Below are 22,744 nucleotides of genomic sequence, written 5' to 3'. Positions count from 1 at the left end.
CCATCCCTTGGAAAGGACCATCGCATTGCCCCGCGCCCATATAGAGCTCGACAAGCAGGCCGTCATCGCTCCTGTCCGACGCCGCACCTTCGGCTCGTTCGTCGAGCACCTCGGCCGTTGCGTGTACACGGGGCTCTACGAGCCGGGACACCCGAGCGCGAACGACGACGGGTTCCGCATGGACGTCGTCGAACTCGTCAAGGAGCTCGGCAGCACGACCGTCCGCTACCCGGGCGGCAACTTCGTCTCCGGCTTCCGCTGGGAGGACTCGGTGGGCCCCCGCGAGAAGCGCCCGGTGCGCCGCGACCTCGCCTGGCACTCGCTCGAATCGAACCAGGTCGGCCTCGACGAGTTCGCCAAGTGGCTCAAGCTCACCGACTCCGAGCTGATGCTGGCGGTCAACGTCGCCACGCGAGGCATCCTGTCCGCCCTGGACCTGCTCGAATACGCCAACCACCCGTCGGGCACGGCGCTGTCCGACTTGCGCATCGCCAACGGCACACCGGACCCGCACAACGTGCGCATGTGGTGCCTCGGCAACGAAATGGACGGCCCGTGGCAGACCGGCTTCATGACGGCGGACGACTACGGCAAGACCGCCGCCCGCACCGCCGCCGCGATGAAGATGGCCGACAAGGACCTCGAACTCGTCGTCTGCGGCTCCTCCGGGTCCGGCATGCCGACGTTCGGCGACTGGGAGCGCACGGTGCTCGAGCACGCTTACGACCATGTCGACTACGTCTCGTGCCACGCGTACTACCAGGAGCACGACGGCGACCTCGGCTCCTTCCTCGCCTCGGCGATGGACATGGACTACTTCATCGACACCGTCGTCGCGACCGCCGACCACGTGGGGAACAAGAGACGCTCGAACAAGAAGATCAACATCTCCTTCGACGAGTGGAACATCTGGTACCTCAAGGAGCACCAGGAGTCCCAGGAGCTCAACCACGAGTGGCGCCACGCCCCTCGGCAACTCGAGGACGTGTACACGGTGGCGGATGCCGTAGTCGTCGGCAACCTCCTGATGACGCTCCTCAAGCGCAGCGACCGCGTCACCTCGGCATCGCTCGCGCAGCTCGTCAACGTGATCGCGCCGATCATGACCGAGCCCGGCGGCCCGGCCTGGCGGCAGACGATCTTCTACCCGTTCTCGATCACGAGTCGAATCGCTTCCGGCGAGGTGATCCGGCCCGTGGTCGAGGCGCCGGCGTACACAACGGCACGCCACGGCGAGGCATCCGTCATCGACGCCGTCGCAACCGTCGACGAGGACCGGGCCGCGGTCTTCCTCGTCAACCGCGACCTGCAAGAGGCCGCGCAGGTCACGGTCGATGTGCGCAGCCTCGGCTCATCGCAGATCGGCGAGGCGGTCACGGTCGCCGACTCCGACGTGTACGCGAAGAACACACTCGCCGAGCAGCACCGGGTGACCCCGTCCGCGAACAAGAGCGCGACACTCGCCGACGGCGTGCTCACGATCGAGCTGCCGCCGGTGTCGTGGACGGCGATCGCCCTTCGCTGAGCGACGACATGAAGCAGATCTGGCGCCGTGCTCGGCCTGAACTCGCGACGGTGCTCGACGATGTGAAGGGACCACATTCTGTGCGTACGTACGACAACCCCGTGATCAGGGGGTTCCACCCCGATCCGAGCGTGTGCCGGGTCGGCGACGACTACTACCTGGTGTGCTCCAGCTTCGAGTACTTCCCCGGGCTGCCGATCTTCCACAGCAAGGACCTCGTGCACTGGGAACAGATCGGCAATGTGCTCGACCGGCCCGAGCAACTGCCGCTGCCTCTCCCTGGCGCCAAGGCGTCCGGCGGCCTCTACGCCCCCACGATCCGCCATCACGACGGCCGTTACTGGGTCATCAACACCAATGTCGACGGCGGCGGCAACTTCGTCGTCTCGGCCGAGCGGCCCGAGGGGCCGTGGAGCGACCCGGTGTGGATCGACCTGCACGGGATCGACCCCGACCTGGCGTGGGAGGAGGACGGCACCTGCTGGTGCGCTTTCTCGGGGCCCGCAGGCGGCATCAACATGGCCAGGATCGACCCGGTCAAGGGGGAGGTGCTGGAGGGGCCGTTCGCCACGTGGTCGGGCAGCGGCCTCAAGTACCCCGAGGCGCCGCACCTCTACCGCATCGGCGACTGGTGGTACCTGCTGATCGCGGAAGGCGGCACCGAACGCGGCCACAGTGTGTCCATCGCCCGCGGCCGCTCGCCGCGCGGCCCCTGGGAAGGCGCACCCGCCAACCCCCTGCTGTCCCACAGCGGTACCGCCCGCTCCATCCAGAACACCGGCCACGCCGATCTGGTGCAGGCTCCCGACGGCAGTTGGTGGATGGTGCTGCTCGGCGTCCGGCCCCGCGGCTTCACGCCCGACGTGCACGTGCTCGGCCGCGAGACGTTCCTGACCCCCGTGGAGTGGGACGAGGACGGCTGGCCCGTTGTCGCGCCCGTTCCGGAGAGCCACGCGGCCCCGGGCGGTGCCTGGCACCCCGTTCCGGCCCTGCCCGCCCGCGACGACTTCGACGAGTCCGCTCTCGCGCCGTACTGGGTCTCGCCGTTCACCCGCCCGGAGGGCTCCTGGTCGCTCAACGAGCGCCCTGGCTGGCTGACCCTCAGTGCCACCGGCGCCACCCTCGACCGCCCTGGGTACACCTTCGTCGGGCGCCGCCAGCAGCACCACGACTGCCGCGTCACCGCTGTGATCGACCCGGGTACGGGACGCGGCGGCCTCAGCGTGCGCCTGGACGAGGCCCACCACTACGCACTGGAGGTCGGGAACGGAGAGGCCGGCGTCGTCGCCCGGATCGGCCCGCTGCGCCAGACCGTGGCCCGCCGACCGGTCCCGTCCGGGCCGCTGACCCTTACCGTCGTGATCCGGACGTCCGGCCTTGTGCCCGCGTCGCCCGAACTCACCGACGGCGGGACCACCGGCCCTGACACCATCGCCTTCTGGCTCGGCGATCCCGACGCCGCGGACGCCCAGCCACTCGTCGAACTGGACGGGCGCTACCTGTCCACCGAGGTCGCCTGCGGCTTCACCGGTCGCGTCATCGGCATGTACGCCACCGAGGGCGTGGTTGCCTTCGACTGGTTCGAATACGCCCTGGTCCACGTGCCCTCCGCTTGACGCTCGGCGTTCGGTCGCGTGCGGTACCCGCGTCCGTGTGGGTGCGGCACGCGGCATGCCGCGAGACCGCGCCGTCAAACCGCCTCGAAGCCCTTGTCCACGACCGCTCAAGTGCCCGCCATTGCCGACCCGCCGTCCTGGACGGCCTCCCCCCTGGATAGCCTGTCCTCATGTCCCCCCGACCCGTCGGATCGCGCCCGACATTGTCATTGGTCGCCGAGACCGCTGGCACGAGCGTGCCCACCGTGTCCAAGGTGCTGCGAGGCGGAACCGACGTCTCGGCCGAGACGCGCGCGAGGGTCATGGAAGCCGTGCGAGCCGTCGGCTACACCCGCCGGGGCGGAGCCAAGATCGAAAGCGTGCGGGACGAGAGCGGCTTGTCCAACGTGCTCACACTCGTGGTCACCCACTTCGAGGGGTCGTGGGCGAATCTGGTGATAGCCGGGGTGGGGCGCGAGGCGGCAACAGCGGGACTGGATGTCGTGCTGACGCTCGCCGAGCCGCACAGCGACTGGGTGTCGCGGGTCTTGAGAAGGCGCAGCGTCGGCACCATCGGGACGCTGGTCGATCCCAACTCTCGGCAGTTCAACGCGCTCTTTGCCGCAGGCGTCCCCGTGGTCCTGATCGACCCGATGAGTACGCCGCCATCGGGGGTGGCAAGCATCGGCGTGGCGAACTGGGACGGCGGCCGCATGGCCGCCGAGCACCTCCTGTCTCTGGGCCACGAGCGAATGGGGGTTGTTGCCGGCCACGCCCGTCATCTCTTCAGCCGAGCGCGCGTCGACGGTTTCCGTGCGGCAGCCGACATAGCACCCGGCGGTGCCACGGTGTCCGTGGCCTACGGCGGATGGAATCGTGTCAAGGCCGTGGCCGCCACCCACACCCTGCTCGACAGGCACCCGGGGATCACGGGAATCTTCGCCTGCTCGGACCCCATGGCGCTCGGCATCTACGACGCACTGAATGCTCGAGGCCTGCGCATTCCCGAGGATGTCAGTGTCATCGGCTTCGACGACCTGCCCGAGGCATACTGCGTCAGCCCCGGGCTGACGACCATCAGGCAGCCCAGCACCGAATTGGGTGCCGCAGCGGTCAAGCTCCTGATCGAGCTTTCCCGGAGCGTAGACGGCGGCATCCGACGCCCCGCACGCATGGAGTTGGCCACCGAGCTGGTCCTGCGCGCCTCCACCGGGCCCGCCTCGGTAACCGCAACGCCACGCCGATGACGCCGGCGGGCCTGTGCCGGCCTGTGTCATCGGCAGACGCCGCAGAACACGGCGAGGGCCACCGGGAAGATCACGAGCGTGCCCTGCGACTGGCGGCCGGTGGCCGTGTCAGTACCCAGGGTCTTGCTCATCGTGTGCTTACTCAGCCCTTCGCGGCGGCAGCGTTGGTGTCCTTGACGATGTCGGCGGCGGTGCCCTTGCCGGCCAGCAGGTTCACGACGGCGGTGTTCATGGCGTTGCCGACGTTCTGGCCGTACACGGTGTCAAGGAACTGCATGGAGTGAGCGGCCTTGTTGAAGGCCTGCAGTGCTGAGATGTTGTAGGGGTCGGTGACGACCTCCTGGGCGTCCTTGTTCACCGGGATCGTGTAGAAGGCCTTGGCGTAGGCCTTCTGCTGGTCCTTGGTCACAACGAACTGGAGGAAGCCAAGGGCCTCCTTCGGTGATGCAGCGAGTGGTACTCCTTCACGGCGGCCTTCCAGTACCCCTCACCAGGCCCGGGCTGCGCGTTCTCCCAGAAGCTCAAAGTGACCTTGCCGCCGGACGAACCACCCTTGCTGCCGGTGTCGCCTCTGCCGGCGCGACCAGTGGCAGCCAGCGCGATAGCCAAACCGATCGCGGCAGCTGTCGCGCTGCGTGTCTTCCTCGTCATCGTGGGGACTTCCTGATGTGTCGTCAACACCGCGAGCGCGAAAAAGTTGCGCAAAGTAATGGCCATCCATGAAGATGAAGTAATGTCTACCGCTTGAAGTGAGCAGGCGACCACCCGTGGTTTGCGCAGGTTGCGCAATCGTTACCGATGCGGCAGACATGACTCACGATCGTGCACCTGGGGTTGAGCGGCTCGCCTCGAGCACATCACGTAGTGCCGGTTCCGCGAGAACTCGATGTCTTGACACCGTTTTCCCCGGCTTCCTAGGGTGCGTAGTACGTCGGACATCAGCACAACTGACGTACCTGCCTGCCCGTCGCGCGGCAGCCCGCACCGCAGCAAAGGAACCGCCACCATGCGGATCGTCATCCCCAGTGAGTCGACAACTCAGCTCTCCGAGGCCTGGCGCCACTGCGTCGGTACGGGTCGGCTCGACCTCGCGCTGCGGCGTGACTACCAGGACTCGCTCGACCTCGTACAGAAGGAGATCGGTTTCCGGTACATCCGGGGGCACGGCCTGCTCAGTGACGGGATGGGCATCCACCGGCCTTACGACTACGCCGGCGAGCGGCGCGTGCGCCACGCCTTCACATACGTCGACCAGGTGGTCGACGCCTACCTGGAGATGGGCATCGCGCCCTTCCTGGAACTTGGCTTCATGCCGTCCGGGCTCGCCTCTGGCGACGACACCGTGTTCTGGTGGAAGGGCAACATCACCCCTCCTCGCGACGAGAAGGAGTGGGCGGACCTCGTCCGCGCCGTCATCGGGCACCTGGTCGACCGCTACGGCATCGACCAGGTGCGCGGGTGGCCGATCGAGGTGTGGAACGAGCCCAACCTGCCGATTTTCTGGGCCGCGGACCAAGACGCGTACCACCGCCTCTATGAGGTGACCTCGCTGGCCGTCAAGGAGGTGGACGCCGAACTCCAGGTCGGCGGACCCTCCCTGGCACCGGGTTACGAGGACGAGTGGATCCAGCGCTTCGCCGAGTTCGTCGAGACCCGCGACGTGCCGATCGACTTCGTGAGCCGCCACGCCTACACCTCCGGCCCCGAGCAGCACGTGCCGTTCGGTGCGCACCAGACGCTCATGCCGGCGTCGGCGCTGCTGGAGCAGTTCGGCGCCCCGCGGCGACAGCTGGCGGGCACCAAGCTCGCGGACCTGCCGGTCCACATCACCGAGTTCAACTCCTCGTACCGGCCGGACAACCCGATCCACGACACCGCGTTCCACGCGGCGTACCTCGCACCGGTGTTGGCCAGCGGCGGCGATGTTGCCGACTCCTTCTCCTACTGGACGTTCAGCGACGTCTTCGAGGAGGTGGGTATCCCCACCGCGCCGTTCCATGGCGGCTTCGGACTGCTGACTCACCGTCAGATCAAGAAGCCCACCTACCACCTGTACACGTTCATGGCCGAGATGGGCGAGCAGGTGCTCGCCCGAGGTGAGGACCACCTGGTGACGCGGCACGGCGACGGCCGCGTCACCGTGCTGGCCTGGGCTCCGGCCGACCAGACCGGCGGCGAGACCGTCGACGGCCACACCGTCCGGCTATCTCTGCCCGTCGGCGCCCACGACGCGCACGGCTCCGCCTTCGCGCGCCGCCGCTCCGTGAGCGAGGACGCCGGTAATCCCTGGGCCGCCTGGTGCGAGATGGGGCGGCCGCTCGCGCCCGTCAACCGCCAGCTCGACGCCCTTCGTGAGGCCGCCGAACCCGCCCGCTCGCACCGGAGCGTGCCCGTCGCCGGCGGGCGCGCCGACGTGGACCTCGTCCTCGGTCGCAACGAGGTGACGCTGCTGGAGCTCACGCCGGTCGTCGACGAGACGCCGGAGTGGTGGAGCGACAACCGGCTGTTCGGCCTCGGCACCGCTGGCATTGGCGGTGGGCGGGGCTGTCGTGGACTTTGACGGCGGTCGCTGTTTCGTTGATGTCGATATCGCGGATGAGCCCGAGCTGGCCGATGTGCGCTCCGGTGACCGCCTGGATGGTCATCGCTGTCGCGTGGAGGGGATGTGCCACCGTGTTCAGCCGGGCGGCGAGGACGTCTGCTGATGTGTGTTCACGCCCCCGCGCGGACGGTGCGCCGCTCGTTGTCGAGGCGAGCACGGAGGCGCCCTGGCATTGGGCCCGTTTCGGGCGGTCGGCCACTGGAAAACGGCCATCGGAGCGCCTCCTTCCGCCCGACGGCGGACGACCTCGTGCCGTTCTTCACCAGCCCGGAGCATGCTCCGGAGACTCGGATGCGCGGTCTCGCCCGCGCCTTCGGGGCATTCTGGGAGGGCGATGTCGACACGGCCCTGGCCCTGGCGCTGCCGCGCCTCGAAGGCACGCTGCGCCGCCGACTCCAGGCAGCCGACATCGCGGTGATCACACACGCAAAAGGGGAGACCATCGGACAGGTCCAGCAGCTTGGCCCCCTCCTCGACAAGCTGGATGAACTCGGCTTCCCCGAGCCGTGGCCCCTCGTCCTCCGGACGGTGCTGGGCAACGCCGACGGGCAGATGAACCTCCGCAACAACGTCCTGCACGACCTGGTCGACACGCCTTCCCGGCACCGGGCAGCGCTCGTGCTCCAGATCGCATTGGCCGTGCTCCTCCTCTGGGAGGAGCCACCTGCCCGGACGGGGTCTGCCGACAGCGGCACGCGGATGCCCTTGCCGTGGAACGCCGCCACCGATCAGCGCCTGCCGTTCCCCGTGCCCGACCCCCGGGCCCACCACTTCGGCAACCAGTACGCCGACATGCACGACGTCGTCGCCGGCTTGACGGTGCCCTCCGGTATCCCGCAGTCCGCGGCAACGGTGCTGCACACCTCCCGCGAGCTCCTGCGCCACTCCTACTTCTGCTACGAGTTCTCCACCGTGGCCCTCCTGCACGCCCTGATCGCGATGGAGATCGTCCTCCGGGCCGAGGTCCCTGACTCCGGCACGAAGCCGCTCCACGCCCTCATCAAGCAGGGGGGGGAGAGTGGCCTCCTGACCGATCGGCAGACGGAGTTCCTCCACGAGGGGCGCAAGCTGCGCAACCGTATCGCCCACGGCCAGATGGCTCATTCCGTCATGCCCCCACGCTGGGGGGGCCGGAATGCTCACTACGTCCTTCACCTTGATCAGCGAGGTATGGGCGGCCCAGCCGACGCCACCGGCCACAACTGACACAGATGAGGGCACAGGTATCTGAGATCCACGAACTCGTCGCGGGGCCTGGTTCCTCCGGCGGGGAGCCGTCTGTGGTGGGGCAGCGCCTGCACTTCGTTCTGGATGCGGAGCGGGTGGTGGACGACCTGCGCCGCTACTTCGGGATCGGCCTGCCCCCGGGTGCCCGGCGCGTTCACGGGGGCCGGTTCGAGCACCTTTGAGGTGGAGAAGGCTGCGATGATCAGGATCGCGCCGAGGTCGTCTACGACAGCCAGGGTGAGCAGGAACGCGCGCAGCGCGGCCGGCAGGTGTATGGACAGGACGGCCAGGACCGCGAGCGCGAAGGCGATGTCGGTTGCCATCGGTACCGCCCAGCCGCCGTCCAGACTCCCGCCGCCCGCGGTGGCGGTGACGGCGTAGAGGACGGCTGGTGCGGCCCTGCCTCACACGGCGGCGATGATGGGCAGGGCGGCGGACAGCGCCGTGAGCGCGTTGACGACGGCAACGGTGCCGAGCGCGAGCAGCAGCTGGCTACCGTGTTGGACGCCCCTCTGTACAGCGGTTGCGCGGCCGGCTAGGTGTATTGCCTTGTGAGGTTGGGGACGCGGCTGGCGGGTACCTCCTGCAGCCAAGCTGCAGAAGGGATCTGATGAGTTCAGCAGCTGGATGCTGGTGTGCTGGCCGCATGCGCCGGTCCGGTGCGGTGTGGGCGGGTGGTGGAGAGGCTCCGGCTGGAGGCGGTGCCCCATGAAGTGCATTCTGTGTGCCAGCAGTTGAAGAAGCCGCTGCTGCCGGCGGGTGGTGCAGACCCCGGGCGACCTGTTCACGCTGGCGCGTGGAGGTGCCGCGGTGCGCGGGCGACCTGCCGATACGAAGACGGGCCTCCTTCTTGCCTGCCGGGTGAACAGCCAGGCCGTGCAGGGAAGGAGATCCAATGGCATTTCGCGCGTCCCGATCCGGACGGTGGATCCGCGTCTGGTGCTCGACGCCGCGGAGCGACTCTCAGCGCACCTTGGACTCCACGAAGGCCGCGAGCTGCCCGAGGGTGTCAAAGGTCTGACAGATGATCTCGTCGATCTCGATCTCGATCTCGAACCGTTTCCGCAATGCGACGATGAGCTTGACGACGGTGAGCGAGTCGATTTCGGGGAGATTGCCGTATAGTCCCGTCTCCGGCTCGAGGTCATCGGCCAGGTCCTCGATGTCCAGCGTCACCACCACGACGGCCTTGACGTCCTCGAAAATCGCCTGCGAGATCTCTGGCGAGCGAGTCATGCTGGCTTCTCCTCATCGGCCGTGCAGACCCGGCGGCCTGCGGGGAAGACCGGAGTGGGACCGGCGCGTTCAGCGAGCGACCCGACCGGGAGGCCGCCGATGTGGAGCATGCCGTCGGCGATCGCGGACCGGCTGATCGTGGGGTGCGCGTAGGCGCCTGCGGTCACGCGGGCTCCCGAGTGCGGGAGGCGGTGAGCTCGTGGCGAAGAAGTGCCCGATCGAACTTGCCGTTCGGCGATCGGGGCAGGACACTCCGGGCCACCACATCGGCAGGCACCATGTAGCCGGGTAGTTCCTGCCGCAGGCGTGCGGTCATCGTGGCCGGGTCGAAGCCGGCGGGGTCGCAGGGTGTCACGACCAGGACGATCCGGTGGCCAAGTGCCTCGTCCTCGAGGCCGAGTGCGACGGCATCGTGGACCAGGCCGGTCTCGTACGCCACTTCCTCGATCTCCTGCGGGCTGACCCGGTATCCCGACGTCTTGATCATGTCGTCGCGCCGTCCGACGAAGTACAGGAAGCCCTCCTCGTCGCGGACGACGACGTCGCCGGACCAGACCGCCAGCTCGGGCGTACACAGCTCGACCGGGCGGTTCGGCGGCGGCCGGAACCTCTCGGCCGTGCGTTCTGCGTCATTCCAATAGCCCAACGCGACGAGCGGACCTCGGTGCACCAGCTCACCCGGCTCTCCCGGACCGCACAGGCCGCCGTCCTCCCGGACCACGAGGATCTCGGCGTTCGGGATGGCCTTGCCGATGGAATCGGGTCGCCGGTCGACCTCCCGGGGATCGAGGTAGGTGGAACGGAACGCCTCTGTGAGGCCGTACATCAGGTATGGCGTTGCGTTCGGGAACATCGTTCGCAGTTGTTGCAGGGTAACGCGCGGCAGCCGCCCCCCGGTGTTTGCGAAGTAGCGCACCCCGGTCACGGCCTCGGACGGCCACGTCTGGGCTGCCAGCTGGATCCACAGCGGCGGTACGCCCACCAGCCCGGTGATGCGGTGTTCCACACACGGCCGGATGACGTCACCCGGCAGCAGGTAGTTGGCGAGCACCACATGGGCACCGACGCAGAAGCCGGTCGTCAATTGACTCAGTCCGGCGTCGAAGCTCAGTGGGAGGACGGCCAGGATTCGGTCCTCTGCCGTGTTGTTCAGGAAAGCGCTGACGCTCTCCGCGCCGGCGACGAGGTTGCGGTGCGACAGCACGACGCCCTTCGGGGGCCCGGTGCTCCCCGACGTGTAGAGGATCGCGGCCACATCCGTGTCGACGCCGCCCGTCGCAGGACACGCGGACTGGCTCGGGGGCTCGGCGACCTTCGACCAGGGGAGCACGCGGTAAGGGGCTTCCGCGTCATCGGCAAGCGAGTCGCCCAGGACGAGGACGTGGGAGAGTGACTTGCAGGCGGCGAGTTGGGCGCGCAGGGTGTGCAGCCGGTCTGTGGAGGTCACCAGTACGCGCACGGTGCAGTCGTCGAGGATGTGCCTCACTTGCCCGGCCCGCAGCACGGGATTCACCGGGACGAACACGCCACCGGCCCGCGAGCAGGCGAGCATTGCCACGACGGTCTCGATCTTCTTTTCGAGGAAGACCGCGACGCGCTCGCCACTATTGAGGCCGAGGTCGCTTAGGCCGCTGGCCGCGAGCTCCGTCCGCTCGTGCAGATCGGTGTAGGAGATCGTGGTCGTCCGTGCGGTCAGGGCGGGCGCGCGGGGGTTGCGTTGGGCGGACCTCGCAACGAGGTCCGGCAATCGGTTGATCATTTCGGCGGTTTCTTTCTCTCACTTTTGCCTGGCAGCCGAGGATCCCAGACCTCTGCCCTGCGCCGGCTGGTCTCCGAAGGCAGGGCCGGGATCGCCTGGGTGCTGGGCGCGGGGGGTTCGACGGCTCGCGCGGTGGACGTGGGCACCGGAAATGACCGCGAACGGTCGCACGGGGGACGTGGTCATCCGGCGTTCACCTTGACGGTCGGCGAGCAGTCGGCCAGGCGTACCGGGTCGACCATCCCGACCAGGACCTCACGCGGTCCGGTGAAGGGCTCCCTGCTGTGTGCGCTGCGGATGTTGTCGACGAGCATCAGATCGCCCGCCTGCCAGGGCTCCCGCATGGTGTTGGCCTTGTACGTCTCGTTGAGCAGCTGCACGACGTCCTCGCCTATCGGGTCGCCGCCCCCGAAACGGGTGGTGAACGGCAGCCCCTCGGCGCCGTAGGTGTCGATGAGGAACTCGTGCACCTCGGGGTCGAGCGTCCATTCGTTGAGGAAGGCGATCTGGTTGAACCAGCAGCGCTGACCGGTGACCGGGTGCCGCACCACCGCGCTGCGGCGCTGCCAGGTGCGCAACCCTCCATCGGATCGCCACTCGAACTCGATGGCGTTGGCGTGGCAGTAGCTCTCGACCGCGTCACGGTCCTCGGTGCCGAACGACTCGGCGATCGACGTCCCGATCTCCTCGTTGTAGTTGCGGACGAGCATCCAGCCCTCCCGCTCGAGCCGTTCGACGAGGTCGCCGGGCAGCGCGTCGAGCGTGGCCGTCGAGTCCGCCACACCGGTCGCCCCGCCCTCGATGGGTGCGGACAGGCACGCGAAGAGCATCAGGCCGGGAAACTCGAGCCGGTAGCTCAGCTCGTGGTGCAGGCACATCGGCTGGCTCGGCGGCCACTTCGAGGAGGAGTACACGCCCTCGGCGTAGGCCTGCCGGGAGGCGAAGGCCTCTCTTTCGGTCATCAGACCTGTGCGGGCCAGTTGGTGGAAGACGGCGACGGTCTCGGCCGCGTCGCGCAGCCCGAGGCCGCGGATCAGGATCGATCCGTGCTCGGCCACCATCGCGCGCAGCGCCGCGCGGTTCTCGGCTGCCCAGCGCACCGCGTCGTCGGCGGGCTTGGTGTGCAGGATCGGCGGCTTGCCGGGTTGCAGGTCCACCTCGGGCAGCGCTGTCTGGGAAGAGATCGACATCTCATTTCTCCTTTTCGCCGGGTGTCAGTCGCCGTGGACGGGCACGGCGGCGCCGTCGCCGCGGCTGATCGTGCGCACCTGGAGGTCGGCCGACTGCCCGCGCATCTTCTTGGCCGGGTTCCCGCCCCACAGTGCGTGCGGTGGCATTTCCTCGCCCTTCATGAGGAAGGAGCTGGTGGCAAGCACCGCGCCGTCGCCCATTGTCACGCCGTAGTGGACGAATGCGCCGACACCGAGCGTGCAGCCGGCACCGATCACGATACGGTCCGACTTGAAGCCTCCGTCCTCTTGCGAGTGGCACTGCATGATGGTGTCCGCATTGAGGGTGCAGTCGTCCCCGATCGTGGTGAACGTCCGCTCGGGCACGCGGAGGCCGTCGTCGAAGACCCTGCGGCCGATCTGCATACCCAGGAGCCGCCAGATCACGTTCTTGAGCGGGGTGCCGTTGAAGACGAGGACATAGGCGAGGGAACTCACTTTCCAGAAGCGTTCGTGCCGCCAGAAGGCGCGGTCGTAGATCGAGCAGCCCTGCGGCCGCAAGGCCTGCAACTGCCGCACCAGCCGGTCGACCAGGACGTTGTAGGCGACGGTGAAAACGAAGACCCCGGCGGTGGCCAGTGCGAACGCGAGCACGCCCAGGGAGGCCCAGAGGTCGATGGCGGCCAGGTAGAGCACGGTGACGATGAAGATGAGGATCCAGCGCACCAGCAGGAACAGCGCCATGCTGATGGTGTTGTAGATGTTCTTGGCCCGCAGGCGGCGGCGCAGCTCGCCCTTGCTCTCCACCTCGAGCTGCTTGTCACGCTTGACCGACCGGGGGATCTCGAAGCTCGGCGCGCCCAGTAGGCCCACGCCTTCCCGTACTTGTCCGTCGACGGGAACCATGACCTTCGTTGCGAGGAGGCAGTTGTCGCCCGTCTTGCCCTGCGCGGAATAGGCGATCACGTTTCCAAGGAAGTTCTCTGCCCCGATCGACACACGGGACAGTCGGAACGATGTGTTCGAGAAGTCGGCATTGATGATGGACAGCCCGTCCGCGGCCATCGTTCCGCTGCCGACCGCGCTGAGGAACGGGGTGTCGTGCTTGACCATTTCGCCGAAGTTCGAGCCGGTCTGCCGCACGTCGCGAAGCTCGTAGCCCAGCCAACGCAGGTAGTGGACGATGTAGGAGGTGCCACCGAAGAGAGTCATGTGGAACCTGCTGTTGCTCGTGCGGGCGATCGCGCGGTGAATCCAGTAGCGGAATCCGTACAGCGGGTAGACCTTGTCCGGCTTGATGAAGAGGTTCAGCACACGCGGAACGGCTCCCACGAAGACGAGGCTGACGAGCAGGGCGCCGAAGAAGAGCACGGCGGATATGACCAGCGCGTTGTCGCGGTAGAACGCCCCGCTCGTGAGGGAGAGCGGTCCCGCGTCCAACAACGTGACGAGCTGCGGGACCTTCGTGAGCGCGAGGACCACGATGACGAACGTCAGCGGCGTACCCACCAGAAGCAGGTTCACCAGCTGCACGGTCGCGAAGACGCACCGTCGCCGGGTGCTGACGTCCATCGTGGGGACCCGCTGGCAGTCAACGTCGGCCGGCTGCGCAGGGGAGCCGTGCCAGCGCTCCCCGTCGGGCACGGTCTGACCGGCGTGCAGCGATGAGGAGTGCCCCAGCTGGGACCCGTCACCCAGCGAGGTCCCGATGTCGAGCACCGTCATCTCCCCGACGAGCGTGTGCTTGCCGACGCTGACCGCGCCCGTCTGGATGATGCCGTTGTGGGCCCGGTAGCCGTTGAAGGACGCATCCTTGCGGATCACCGTGCCGTCGCCGATGCTGAGCAGGTCGGTGCACACGGGCACGGACCTGGAGAAGATGACGGCGCCGCGACCGACCTTCGCGCCCAGTGCCCTCAGGTAGAGCACGTAGAGCGGTGAACCGGCGAACAGCGCCATCGGGTTCCGCTGGACCAGGGTCTTGACGAGCCAGAAGCGGAAGTACGCCATACTCCAGACGCGGATCTGCTGCGGCTTCCACCGGCCAATGAGCACCCACTTGAGCAGGATCGGGAGGGCGCAAAGGCCGAGGAACATCGCGCCGCCGTACGCGACCGCCCGCAGGTAGATGTCGACCGGGTTCGGGCTGGCCGAGACCCATTCGTAGCCCTTCACCGCGACGATCGCGGTAAGGGCGGGGTAGCCGAAGAGGAACAGGAGCTGCAACGCCCCGCAGAGGACGTACTCGGCATTGCGCGCCCGCCTCGGCGGCGCAATGGGAGCTGCCGGAGTCGCCGGCTGCGAGGCGGGCCTGGCTTTGGCGTCGGGTTTGGTGTCGGTGAGGGCGGCTGCGAGCGTTCGGATTGTGGGGTGTTTGTAGATGTCCGGCATGGATACCGGTGGCAGGTCGGCTTGTTTCCGTGCTCGGGCGCAGAATCGGGCCATCAGCATGGAGTCGGCGCCGAGGTCGTTGAAGAAGTGGCTGTCGACTGATACGTGTTCGGTGTGCACGATGTCGGCCAGGACTTCGGCGAAGCGTCGTTCGCGTGTAGCGAGTATGGCTGGATTGCCGGCCGGTTCGGCGGTCAAGGCGTCGTTGGTGAGGGCGGCTGCGAGCGTTCGGATTGTGGGGTGTTTGTAGATGTCCGGCATGGATACCGGTGGCAGGTCGGCTTGTTTCCGTGCTCGGGCGCAGAATCGGGCCATCAGCATGGAGTCGGCGCCGAGGTCGTTGAAGAAGTGGCTGTCGACTGATACGTGTTCGGTGTGCACGATGTCGGCCAGGACTTCGGCGAAGCGTCGTTCGCATATGGCGAGAGTGGCTGGATTGCCGGCCGGTTCGGCGGTCAAGACGTCGTGAGAGTTCCCCATCAGCTGGGTCCCTTGAGAAATCACAGTGGTCGATGCAGGCACGCTGAACTACATGAACGAGATCCACGCACTTGCCTGGACTGCTACAAGAGCTTGGGCCGGAACGCAGCTCCGTGATCGCCCGCCTTGACCGTGGAGGGTTTGGGTTGGCCCTACTCGACGGTCTGATCCGGCCGACTAGATCGACAATACTGCTTACGCGCAACGCCTCCCTCGACCGCAGCTGCAAGGGGCTGGTCGAGGTGCGGAAAGATCAAACCGGACTTTGCGGCCAGTCCCGCCTCGATCCCCTACCCGTCCCCTTGGCGCATCCTGGTCCCCTGAGCAGTGGCCGCCAGAACAGAAAACCACGGGCCTTTTCTCAGAGTACGACTGTGTGAGCTGCCCCGCGTTTCGTGGAGTCGGCGATCGTGTGATGAGGCGGTCTGCGGGGGTAGGTTCCTTCAATCGCGACCAGTATGCGTATTCGTACTCGTCGAATGGCGCGTAGCCGAGAGCGGGGCGGAGACGTTTATTCTTGTACGACGCGGACGCGGGAAGACGGCCCGCTCACCTCGTCGACGTCCCACTACGGCCCCTGATGCTCGATCAGTTCGACCTTGACGGTGGCGTTCAAGGCTTCGGCGCCAGTTGGTGGGGGCATCAGCTCGGCTATCGACCAGGGCTTGATCAAGTTCCGTAAGGGTCGAGCTTGTTGGTGATGCCCAGAGGGAGTGCTCGTTCGGGTTGGTCGGGGATTGCGCGGGTGGTTTTGGCGATGTTGTCAGCTCCGAGGATCTTGAGCAGGCCGATGGCGAGGTTGCGGAGGGACGCCATGGCGCGGGGTGCGGTCCCGGTGTGGACGGTGGAAGCGTCCTCGGCGAAGGTCACGTCTCTCACATGGAGCAGGGCCTCCCCGGTCCAGTGGCCGCGGATCGCGGTGGCCAGGTCGGCGGGGGTGGTCTGGTGGGCGTCGAGGCTGGTGACGGCGTAGACGGTCTCGCGACTCTCGCGTCGGCCTGTCTGCCTGCGGCGACGATGGACACGGATGGCCAGGCAGGCGTAGGGGAAGGCGATCCCGCCGAGCTCGTCCGCGATGCCGCAGGTCTTGATCGAGCGGGACTCGCGGCGCCCGTGTCCGGTGGAGGTCGTGGTGTGCTGGACGGCGATGTCCCGCCGGGGCAGGGTGGCGAGCTGGCGGTGTGCGGTCGGCTGGTTCGTCTTTATCACCAAGATGTAGTGGGCCTTCTTGGTCTCGACCAGCCAGGTGACGTTCGCCTTCACCGAGTGCAGGGCGTCGAAGGTGACGAGAGTTCCGTCCAGGTCCCGCTGTTCGAGCAGGGGCGGGCCGGAAGTGCGCGGTCTCGTTCGTCTTCGCTCCCGACCTCCGCCTGGGCGAGGGTCAGGGCCCGGTGGTGGGTGACGACGGAGAGCAGGTGCCTGCGGCCGGCGACAGGCGGGCCGATCCTCTCAGCGATTTGCCGTCGACGGCGATCACCTGCCGTTGCTCCGGAGTCGTTCCCGCAGGGTTCGGGCCGGCGAGGTAGGCGCCGACGGCCCGGTCCAGGGCGTCACCGTCGACGGCCGCCAGCACACGGCCGATCGTGGTCCGCGAGGGAGAACGACGCCATCGCAGCGGATGCCATCGGACTCCGACGGCGGTCAGCACGTCGTCCGAGGCCCGCGCCGCCCACTCGGCGATCTCGTCGATGCTCCTCGCTCCCGACACGGCCGCGCAGGCACAGACGAGGAGGATCGCGGTCAGCGAGTACCAGCGGCCCCGCCTCGCCCGCGGGTCCGGCACCAGGTCCAGGAAAGTTCGCAGGTCAGCGACTTGACCGCTGTCCAGCGGACCCAGCCTCACAGGCGCTCGGCCAGCGGGGCATCCACAGGTACGGTGAGGGGGTGAGGTCCTTGTGGGCCAGTCCGCACAGTGTCGCACCGAGGCCGTCGGGGGAGTATGCGTACGCGACGTCGTACGCGTGGGCGATGTCCTCTGGGAGCTGGGGGGAATCCGCCCGTTCCCAGGGTCTGTAGCCGTACTGCGGTCGCGAGACCTCGCGCGGGTCGTGTCCGAATTCGGTCCAGGCGTAGCACCAGGGGCAGAACCAGCGTTCCTTCACTGCCGGGTTGTCTCGCTGCGGGTGCCGAACTTCTCCCGGCCGATGGGGCGCAGCGACAGGTTGACGTCGCAGCGCATCTGGCCCATCTCCATGCGGGCCTCGGAGACGCCCAGCGCCTTGATCAGCTCGCGCAGTTCGGTCACGTACGCCTTGGCGACCTCGGGCGCGCGCTCGCCGGCCACCGCGTTGGTGGTTCGACTACCGGTATTCGTCGTACCTCGTGGCCGCAGACATCACAGATCACACCGCATTGTGCCGCACTGTCGCCAGCCCGCGGAGCAGACCTTTGTGACCGGCCCGTTCGTGGCCGGGCTTGGCCGTCGTACTTGGGTCACGTCCGCTGGAGTGGTGTCTCGACGGCCACTCGGTGATCTCTTCTTTGAGACTATGCGGTGATTTCGATCGGCAGGACGGTGTCGCCGGTCTGTGACTCGATCGGCTGGAGGCGGGCTTTGGCCTGCAGCTCGCGGCCCATGTAGCGGCGGGCCTCGGTCCACTCGTCGTTCTGTTCGGCCAGGACGGCGCCGACCAGGCGGATCACGGCGGTGCGGTCGGGGAAGATGCCGACCACGTCGGTGCGGCGGCGGATCTCTTCAAGGCGTACTCCTCCCGCAGCAATCGCACCTACCTGCGCAAACGCAAAATCCGGGCGGTGATCCCGAAGAAGGCGGACCAAGCGGCCAACCGTAAAAAGAAGGGCTCGCGCGGAGGCCGCCCCGTCAGCCACGACGCCGAGCTGTACAAGGACCGCAACACCGTCGAGCGGTGCATCAACCGGCTGCGCAACTGGCGCGGGATCGCCACCCGCTACGACAAGTCTCCCGAGAGCCACCTGGCCGGACTCCACTTGTGCGGCACGATGCTGTGGCTACGCAGCATCACCGGACCTGCGTGACTAGTGACCTCGTTCCCGGCCCACGAAGCACGACAGGAGTCGCCTGAAGTCGTGCGGGTGCTCGAGCGCCGGCAGGTGCCCGCATCGACCGAGCACGTGCAGACGGACATCGGCCAGGTGTTCGAGCAGGGGCAGGGCTGCCGTTCCGAGCGGGGTGACTCGGTCCTCGGCGCCGTGGACGAGCAGCACGGGCGCGCGGACCCCTGCCAGCGTTTGCGCCGAGAGGGTGAGCTCGTCGGCCCAACGTGCCCTAGGCGGAGGGAACAACGACGCGAATGCGGCCGCCCCCGCTCGCATCGCAGCTGCACGGGCAGCGACGGCCGACTCGGTCACGAGCGCTTGGTCGAGGACGAGGCGACTCAACATGTCTCGTGCCCCGAGCGGGCCGGCGGGGGCGGCCCAGACCGCGTCGAGCTCGGCGGACAGCGGCGCCCCGGGGGCGCCCATCGTCGAGACCGCCACGACACGGGTGACCTGCTGGGGACGCGCGGCCGCCAACGCCAGCGCCACGGCACCGCCCATGGAGTGGCCCACCACGGCGTAGTGCTCGACACCGAGAGCCTCCATCAGGCCCGCGGCCTGCTCCGTCCACAGCCGGAGCCCACCCCTGGAGCCCGCCGGGATTGGTGTACGGCCGAACCCCGCCTGGTCAGGAGCCACCAGGTGCCAGGACGTGCCCAGCGCCTGTGCCGTCGTGGCCCAGGCGCCGGATCCCGTCGTACCGGGTCCGGAGCCGTGCAGCATCAGCACCGCGGGCCCGGTGCCGCTCTCCATGACGTGGACGGGGGAGCCGTCGACTGTGATGGTCCGAGGTGCCGTCACTGGGACAGGCCAGGTGTGCTCATGCCGATGCGGAGTTGATGGACTTCGAGAAGAGCTCCATCATCGCCCTGCCGAATTGCGGCATGTCGGGCCACCCCCGGCAGGAGACGAGGTTGCCGTCCACGACGTCGGGAGCGTCGATGACCGTCGCGCCCGCGTTCTCCATGTCACCGGTGATGGGGGGGAAGCACGCTGTCTTTCGGCCCTTGAGCAGTCCGTACACAGCCGGCACCTGCGCGCCGTGGCAGACCAGCGCGATCGGGAGGTTGCGCGCGAAGAAGTGCTCGGTGATGCGCCTGACGTCGGCGTCGACCCGGATCCACTCGGGGGCGCGTCCGCCAGGGATGATGAGGGCGTCATAGCGCTCGACGTCGACCTCGGCCCAGGGCACGTCGACCGGCAGCTTTCGGCCGTTCTTCTCCACGTAGGCGTCGGAGTTGGGGTCGAACTCGTGGATGACCAGCTGAACGTCACGCATCGTCCGTGACGAGACGTCGACGTCCCAGCCGCCCTCCTGAACGCGATAGTAGGGATACATGGTGTCGAGTTCCTCGGCGGCGTCGCCGGTCAGGAGCAGCGCTCTGGGCACCTGCTTCTCCTCGCATCTGAGGCGGGTGAGGCGGATCCAATCCGATCTGATTGGGTTAGCATTCCTCGGCCCAGCCCGCCCGTCAAGCCTTTACACCATTCCGTCCGAGCCTTTGATTTCGCCGAACAATCGCCGGAACGGCTCGCCGGACAGCAGGATGTGCCGACGCATGGCGTAGGCGGCGGTGTCGGGGTCACGCGAGGCGATCGCGGCCACAACTTCTTCGTGCTCGGCCATCGCCAAGTGAGTGACCTGGGTGTCGGAAGCCGAACAGGTGCACGTGCGCGTGCAGGCGAGCGAGCGCTTCGCGGATGAGCTGGTTCTCCGCGCTCAAGGCGATGAGATCGTGAAAAGAGGCGTCGCGGAGCCCGAAGGCGCCATAGGCGTGAGGTCACTTCTAGCGTCTTCGGGAACCTGTTGACATCGGTCGTCGTATGCTGCGGGATGTTGATGCCCCGCTTGGATCGTATAGGAAAGGTGATGGACGCCAGCCATCTTTCACCCACCGCGGAACCGCCCGCCAGCGCCCTACTTCGACCACCTAAAGCTCCCCTGAGCATGCTCGACGTCCTGCTCGGTTCGCCACCGGGCCACACATGGGCCGAAGGACTTCTCGACTGACTGAAGACCCAGTACGGCGCGGCGTACTCGTGGAGCCGGTCTGCGGGGCGGCGCCCGCGACAGCCCGGCAATTCGTCCAAGGGTCACCGTCATCTTCCTCCCCTCCGATCGCGGACGCATCCGTTCTCCGCGTCGCGGAACGCGTTCTTTCATTTCATTCGGCCGGCTCATCACGACCTCGCGATCGGCCTCGGTGATCGCCCCTGCCGCCGCAACCGCCGCCGGCTTGGACCTCGTGTTCGAATGCCGCCTGCAGGGCGTCGACCCGACCGCATCACCGCTCCCTTGGGAGGATGGGTCACGTGCGGTACCTACCGATGTTTCGTCGATGATCATGAGAAGGTCGTGCACAAATCCGCGATAGTGTTGCGCGCTCCAGCGTCAGCGCGGCGGGGCGGCGATTCGCCGCCCCGCCGCGTGAACGGGTCAGCGGTTGAGGTTCTGCATCCACTCCCGCAGCTCGCGCGCCTGCCGCGCGAGCTCGGAACGGGCCGCAGCCTCGCCGGAGGCCTTGTCGTTCGCCAGGTCGACGATCGAGTTCAGCGCCGGGATGGCGGTGGTGTACTTGGTCGCCAGGTAGCTGTCCCGCGCGATGTCCAGGGCGGCACCGGCGGCGTCCGCGGCGTCCGCGGTCAGCAGCCCGTTGGCTCGGTCAGCCTTGATCAGCAGGCTGGTCTCGCGGTAGGAGGAGCAGTTGGCGTCCGTGCGGTCGGCGGTCGTCTCGATCCCGCCGAGGATGATCTGCATGAACGCGTCGTCGTAGTACTGCGTCCGGAAGTGGCCGAGGATGTTCGAGAACGCCTTGCCACCGTCCCAGTTCTGGCACCACGCGATCGGGTGGTCGCCGTTCATCAGCTGCAGCGGGTTGGTGGCCGCGTTGCCGCTGTTGAGGCTGCGCTGGTAGCTGTCCTCGTTGAGGCTCAGCAGCGTGTGTACGTCGGCCCGCATGTTGCGGTCGAAGTTGTAGAGTTCGTCGACCGTCATCCACCGGGCAGGGAGATGCGCGGTCGCCGGGTGCGTCTTGTCCTCGGTCACCACCTCGGCGTGGATGCAGCTGCCGCACTGGCCGAACCCGTTCTGGCCGTTCGGATGGCTGGTGAAGAACCCACCAGCGAGGTTGCCGTACCACGGCCAGGTGCCGACCTCGAACGAGTCGGCGGCGCCGTGGATGCCGACATAGCCGCCGCCCTGCTTCATGTAGGCCTCGAAGTTCGGCTGCTCGGTGGTCGCATTGAGCGGGCCCGGGTGCCCGACGTTGGACTCGAAGACGATCGTGTCGTACTGCTTGAGCGTGTCGAGGCTCAGGAACGGGCTCGTGGGCAGCGTGACCGTCGGGAGTTGCGGGTCGTAGACGTCGACGTTGAAGTTGTTCGCGATGCCGAGCTTTTGGATCGCGGCCACGGTGTGCGGGATGTGGTCGTGCCGGAAGCCCGTCGTCTTGGAAAAGATGAGGACGTTGTAGTCGGCGTCCGGCTTGTGCGGGAGCGGGGCGAGCACCGGGTCCGGGATGAACTTCGGGCCCTGCGCGGGCTCGGACGTGAGGCCCGTCGCGGGCTCCGGCGCGAGCCGGTCGTTGAGCTGGTCGATCAGGTAACGAGCATCGCCCACGAGTGTGCTGCGGGCCGAGCCGGGCGCGATCCGGCCGGCGATCGTGACGAACCCGTTCAGGACCTGGCTCGCGCGCTTGGCCGAACCGGCGTCGGCGAGCGCCTTCGCCTGGTCGACCTTGGCTTGGAGCGCCTCGCCGACCTCCGCCGAGACGCTGCCGGCGGTCACGAACCGGGTGATCAGCGTGCCGACGTCCGCGAACGAGGTCGTCACGATGAACGTCTGCGTGTACTTCGCGCTGCTGGAAGCAGCGTCGGAGAGATGCACCGCGAGCGTGTGCACGCCGAGCGACAGGTCGGAGGTCTGCACCGGCAACGGCGGGACCAGCTTGCCGTCGAGGTACATGTTCAGCACAGCCACTCCGCCCGAGCCGGGGGCGGGGTCCGTGCGTGTCGGGATGAGCGTGGCGACGTGACCGACGTGGCCGTCGGTGATCGCCGGGTACGATGCAGCCGGCGCGCGCGTGTCGATCCGGACCGAGATCGAGCGGAACGCCGCGACGTTTCCGGCCGTGTCGACCACGCGGTACCGGACGCTGGTGTTGCCCTCCTGCGTGATCACCGCCGACGCCGTGGCCGACGTCGGCGCCCCCTCGACGGGCACGTCGATGTAGGCGGCGCCGCCGTTGAGCGAGTACTGGAACTTGGCGATGCCGACGTCGTCGGTCCCCGACACGTTCAGCGTCACCGGGCCGGTGTACCAGTTGTTCTGGCCGGTCGGCGCAGAGGGCGACAGCGTCGCCACGTTGATCGTCGGCGGTGTCGTTTCCTGTGCCCACGACGGTGTCGCGGGGGTGAGTGCGGCCGCCGTCAGGAAGGCGGCCACTGCCGATGTGCGAATTCTTCTCCGCATGAGTGTCTTCTCTCCTGCCGCTAT

The 22,744-nt window shown here is 67.7% G+C and carries 18 protein-coding genes and 4 pseudogenes; 6 read left to right on the top strand and 16 right to left on the bottom strand.

From position 1 onward, the window contains the following. The first annotated feature begins 25 nt into the window (after positions 1 to 25). The 3 genes from arfA (at position 26) to PV341_RS08365 (ending at position 4,367) form a co-directional block, all read left to right on the top strand. Positions 26 to 1,525, top strand: coding sequence for an arabinosylfuranosidase ArfA (arfA, locus tag PV341_RS08375; protein WP_500328767.1), 1,500 nt, complete (start codon positions 26 to 28; stop codon positions 1,523 to 1,525). An 80-nt stretch (positions 1,526 to 1,605) separates the two neighbouring features. After that, positions 1,606 to 3,141, top strand: a complete 1,536-nt coding sequence (locus PV341_RS08370; protein WP_500357244.1) for a glycoside hydrolase family 43 protein — start codon at positions 1,606 to 1,608, stop codon at positions 3,139 to 3,141. A 170-nt stretch (positions 3,142 to 3,311) separates the two neighbouring features. Further along, on the top strand, positions 3,312 to 4,367 hold the full coding sequence (locus PV341_RS08365; RefSeq protein ID WP_500357242.1) for a LacI family DNA-binding transcriptional regulator: 1,056 nt from the start codon (positions 3,312 to 3,314) through the stop codon (positions 4,365 to 4,367). Between the two features lie 142 nt (positions 4,368 to 4,509). Here the strand turns inward: PV341_RS08365 and PV341_RS08360 are convergent, their stop codons facing one another. Together PV341_RS08360 and PV341_RS08355 are read right to left on the bottom strand one after the other, a co-directional pair. Next, the gene (locus PV341_RS08360; RefSeq protein WP_500357241.1) at positions 4,510 to 4,776 is read right to left on the bottom strand and encodes a hypothetical protein; all 267 of its coding nucleotides are present in this window, start codon (positions 4,774 to 4,776) and stop codon (positions 4,510 to 4,512) included. Continuing rightward, positions 4,773 to 5,084: a hypothetical protein gene (locus PV341_RS08355; protein WP_500357239.1), complete on the bottom strand. Its 312-nt coding sequence runs from the start codon at positions 5,082 to 5,084 to the stop codon at positions 4,773 to 4,775. Before PV341_RS08355 ends, PV341_RS08360 begins: the two co-directional genes overlap by 4 nt. Positions 5,085 to 5,373: 289 nt before the next feature. Here PV341_RS08355 and PV341_RS08350 point away from each other — a divergent pair, with 289 nt between their 5' ends. Together PV341_RS08350 and PV341_RS08345 are read left to right on the top strand one after the other, a co-directional pair. After that, the gene (locus PV341_RS08350) at positions 5,374 to 6,927 is read left to right on the top strand and encodes a GH39 family glycosyl hydrolase (protein ID WP_500328772.1); all 1,554 of its coding nucleotides are present in this window, start codon (positions 5,374 to 5,376) and stop codon (positions 6,925 to 6,927) included. A gap of 291 nt (positions 6,928 to 7,218) precedes the next feature. Then, the gene (locus PV341_RS08345; protein ID WP_500357238.1) at positions 7,219 to 8,175 is read left to right on the top strand and encodes a hypothetical protein; all 957 of its coding nucleotides are present in this window, start codon (positions 7,219 to 7,221) and stop codon (positions 8,173 to 8,175) included. Positions 8,176 to 8,375: 200 nt separating this feature from the next. On the opposite strand, the pseudogene PV341_RS08340 reads toward PV341_RS08345, so the two are convergent. From PV341_RS08340 to PV341_RS08295, 10 genes and pseudogenes are all read right to left on the bottom strand, one after another. Further along, positions 8,376 to 8,633: pseudogene (locus tag PV341_RS08340) on the bottom strand (Na+/H+ antiporter NhaA); the annotation flags it as partial. 526 nt (positions 8,634 to 9,159) lie between these two features. Next, positions 9,160 to 9,432, bottom strand: coding sequence for an acyl carrier protein (locus PV341_RS08335; RefSeq protein ID WP_500328774.1), 273 nt, complete (start codon positions 9,430 to 9,432; stop codon positions 9,160 to 9,162). Continuing rightward, positions 9,429 to 9,599 (bottom strand): hypothetical protein, encoded by a 171-nt coding sequence (locus PV341_RS08330; protein ID WP_500357236.1) that lies wholly within the window; start codon positions 9,597 to 9,599, stop codon positions 9,429 to 9,431. The genes PV341_RS08335 and PV341_RS08330 overlap by 4 nt, the downstream gene beginning before the upstream one ends. Then, complete coding sequence (locus PV341_RS08325) at positions 9,596 to 11,191, bottom strand: acyl-CoA ligase (AMP-forming), exosortase A system-associated (protein WP_500328776.1); 1,596 nt, start codon at positions 11,189 to 11,191, stop codon at positions 9,596 to 9,598. The genes PV341_RS08330 and PV341_RS08325 overlap by 4 nt, the downstream gene beginning before the upstream one ends. 182 nt (positions 11,192 to 11,373) lie before the next feature. Continuing rightward, the gene (locus PV341_RS08320; RefSeq protein ID WP_500357235.1) at positions 11,374 to 12,381 is read right to left on the bottom strand and encodes a TauD/TfdA family dioxygenase; all 1,008 of its coding nucleotides are present in this window, start codon (positions 12,379 to 12,381) and stop codon (positions 11,374 to 11,376) included. Between the two features lie 24 nt (positions 12,382 to 12,405). Continuing rightward, positions 12,406 to 15,210, bottom strand: a complete 2,805-nt coding sequence (locus tag PV341_RS08315) for a Pls/PosA family non-ribosomal peptide synthetase (protein WP_500357234.1) — start codon at positions 15,208 to 15,210, stop codon at positions 12,406 to 12,408. Positions 15,211 to 15,900: 690 nt separating this feature from the next. Beyond that, positions 15,901 to 16,503, bottom strand: coding sequence for an ISAs1 family transposase (locus PV341_RS08310; protein WP_500357254.1), 603 nt, complete (start codon positions 16,501 to 16,503; stop codon positions 15,901 to 15,903). 109 nt (positions 16,504 to 16,612) lie between these two features. Further along, positions 16,613 to 17,014: a transposase family protein gene (locus PV341_RS08305; protein WP_500328779.1), complete on the bottom strand. Its 402-nt coding sequence runs from the start codon at positions 17,012 to 17,014 to the stop codon at positions 16,613 to 16,615. A 327-nt stretch (positions 17,015 to 17,341) separates the two neighbouring features. After that, positions 17,342 to 17,512, bottom strand: a pseudogene (locus tag PV341_RS08300) (Asp-tRNA(Asn)/Glu-tRNA(Gln) amidotransferase subunit GatB); the annotation flags it as partial. Positions 17,513 to 17,718: 206 nt separating this feature from the next. Next, positions 17,719 to 17,925: pseudogene (locus PV341_RS08295) on the bottom strand (transposase); the annotation flags it as partial. Between PV341_RS08295 and PV341_RS08290 the strand changes: the two are divergent. Continuing rightward, positions 17,914 to 18,228: pseudogene (locus tag PV341_RS08290) on the top strand (IS5/IS1182 family transposase); the annotation flags it as partial. The pseudogenes PV341_RS08295 and PV341_RS08290 overlap by 12 nt on opposite strands. On the opposite strand, the gene PV341_RS08285 reads toward PV341_RS08290, so the two are convergent. The 4 genes from PV341_RS08285 to PV341_RS08270 all read right to left on the bottom strand — a co-directional run bounded on the left by PV341_RS08285 (position 18,229) and on the right by PV341_RS08270 (position 22,720). After that, the gene (locus PV341_RS08285) at positions 18,229 to 19,050 is read right to left on the bottom strand and encodes an alpha/beta fold hydrolase (protein WP_500328780.1); all 822 of its coding nucleotides are present in this window, start codon (positions 19,048 to 19,050) and stop codon (positions 18,229 to 18,231) included. 19 nt (positions 19,051 to 19,069) lie between these two features. After that, the gene (locus PV341_RS08280) at positions 19,070 to 19,639 is read right to left on the bottom strand and encodes a DJ-1/PfpI family protein (protein WP_089227892.1); all 570 of its coding nucleotides are present in this window, start codon (positions 19,637 to 19,639) and stop codon (positions 19,070 to 19,072) included. Between the two features lie 90 nt (positions 19,640 to 19,729). After that, positions 19,730 to 19,876 (bottom strand): FCD domain-containing protein, encoded by a 147-nt coding sequence (locus PV341_RS08275; RefSeq protein ID WP_500357233.1) that lies wholly within the window; start codon positions 19,874 to 19,876, stop codon positions 19,730 to 19,732. A gap of 810 nt (positions 19,877 to 20,686) precedes the next feature. Further along, complete coding sequence (locus tag PV341_RS08270) at positions 20,687 to 22,720, bottom strand: ThuA domain-containing protein (protein ID WP_500328782.1); 2,034 nt, start codon at positions 22,718 to 22,720, stop codon at positions 20,687 to 20,689. Between the last annotated feature and the right edge of the window lie 24 nt (positions 22,721 to 22,744).

This window comes from Streptomyces sp. PA03-1a (assembly GCF_033792805.1).
In the GTDB taxonomy this organism is placed as follows: domain Bacteria; phylum Actinomycetota; class Actinomycetes; order Streptomycetales; family Streptomycetaceae; genus Actinacidiphila.
The sequence above is the reverse complement of the archived record's forward strand: the minus strand, read 5'-3'. Positions and strand labels throughout refer to the sequence as shown.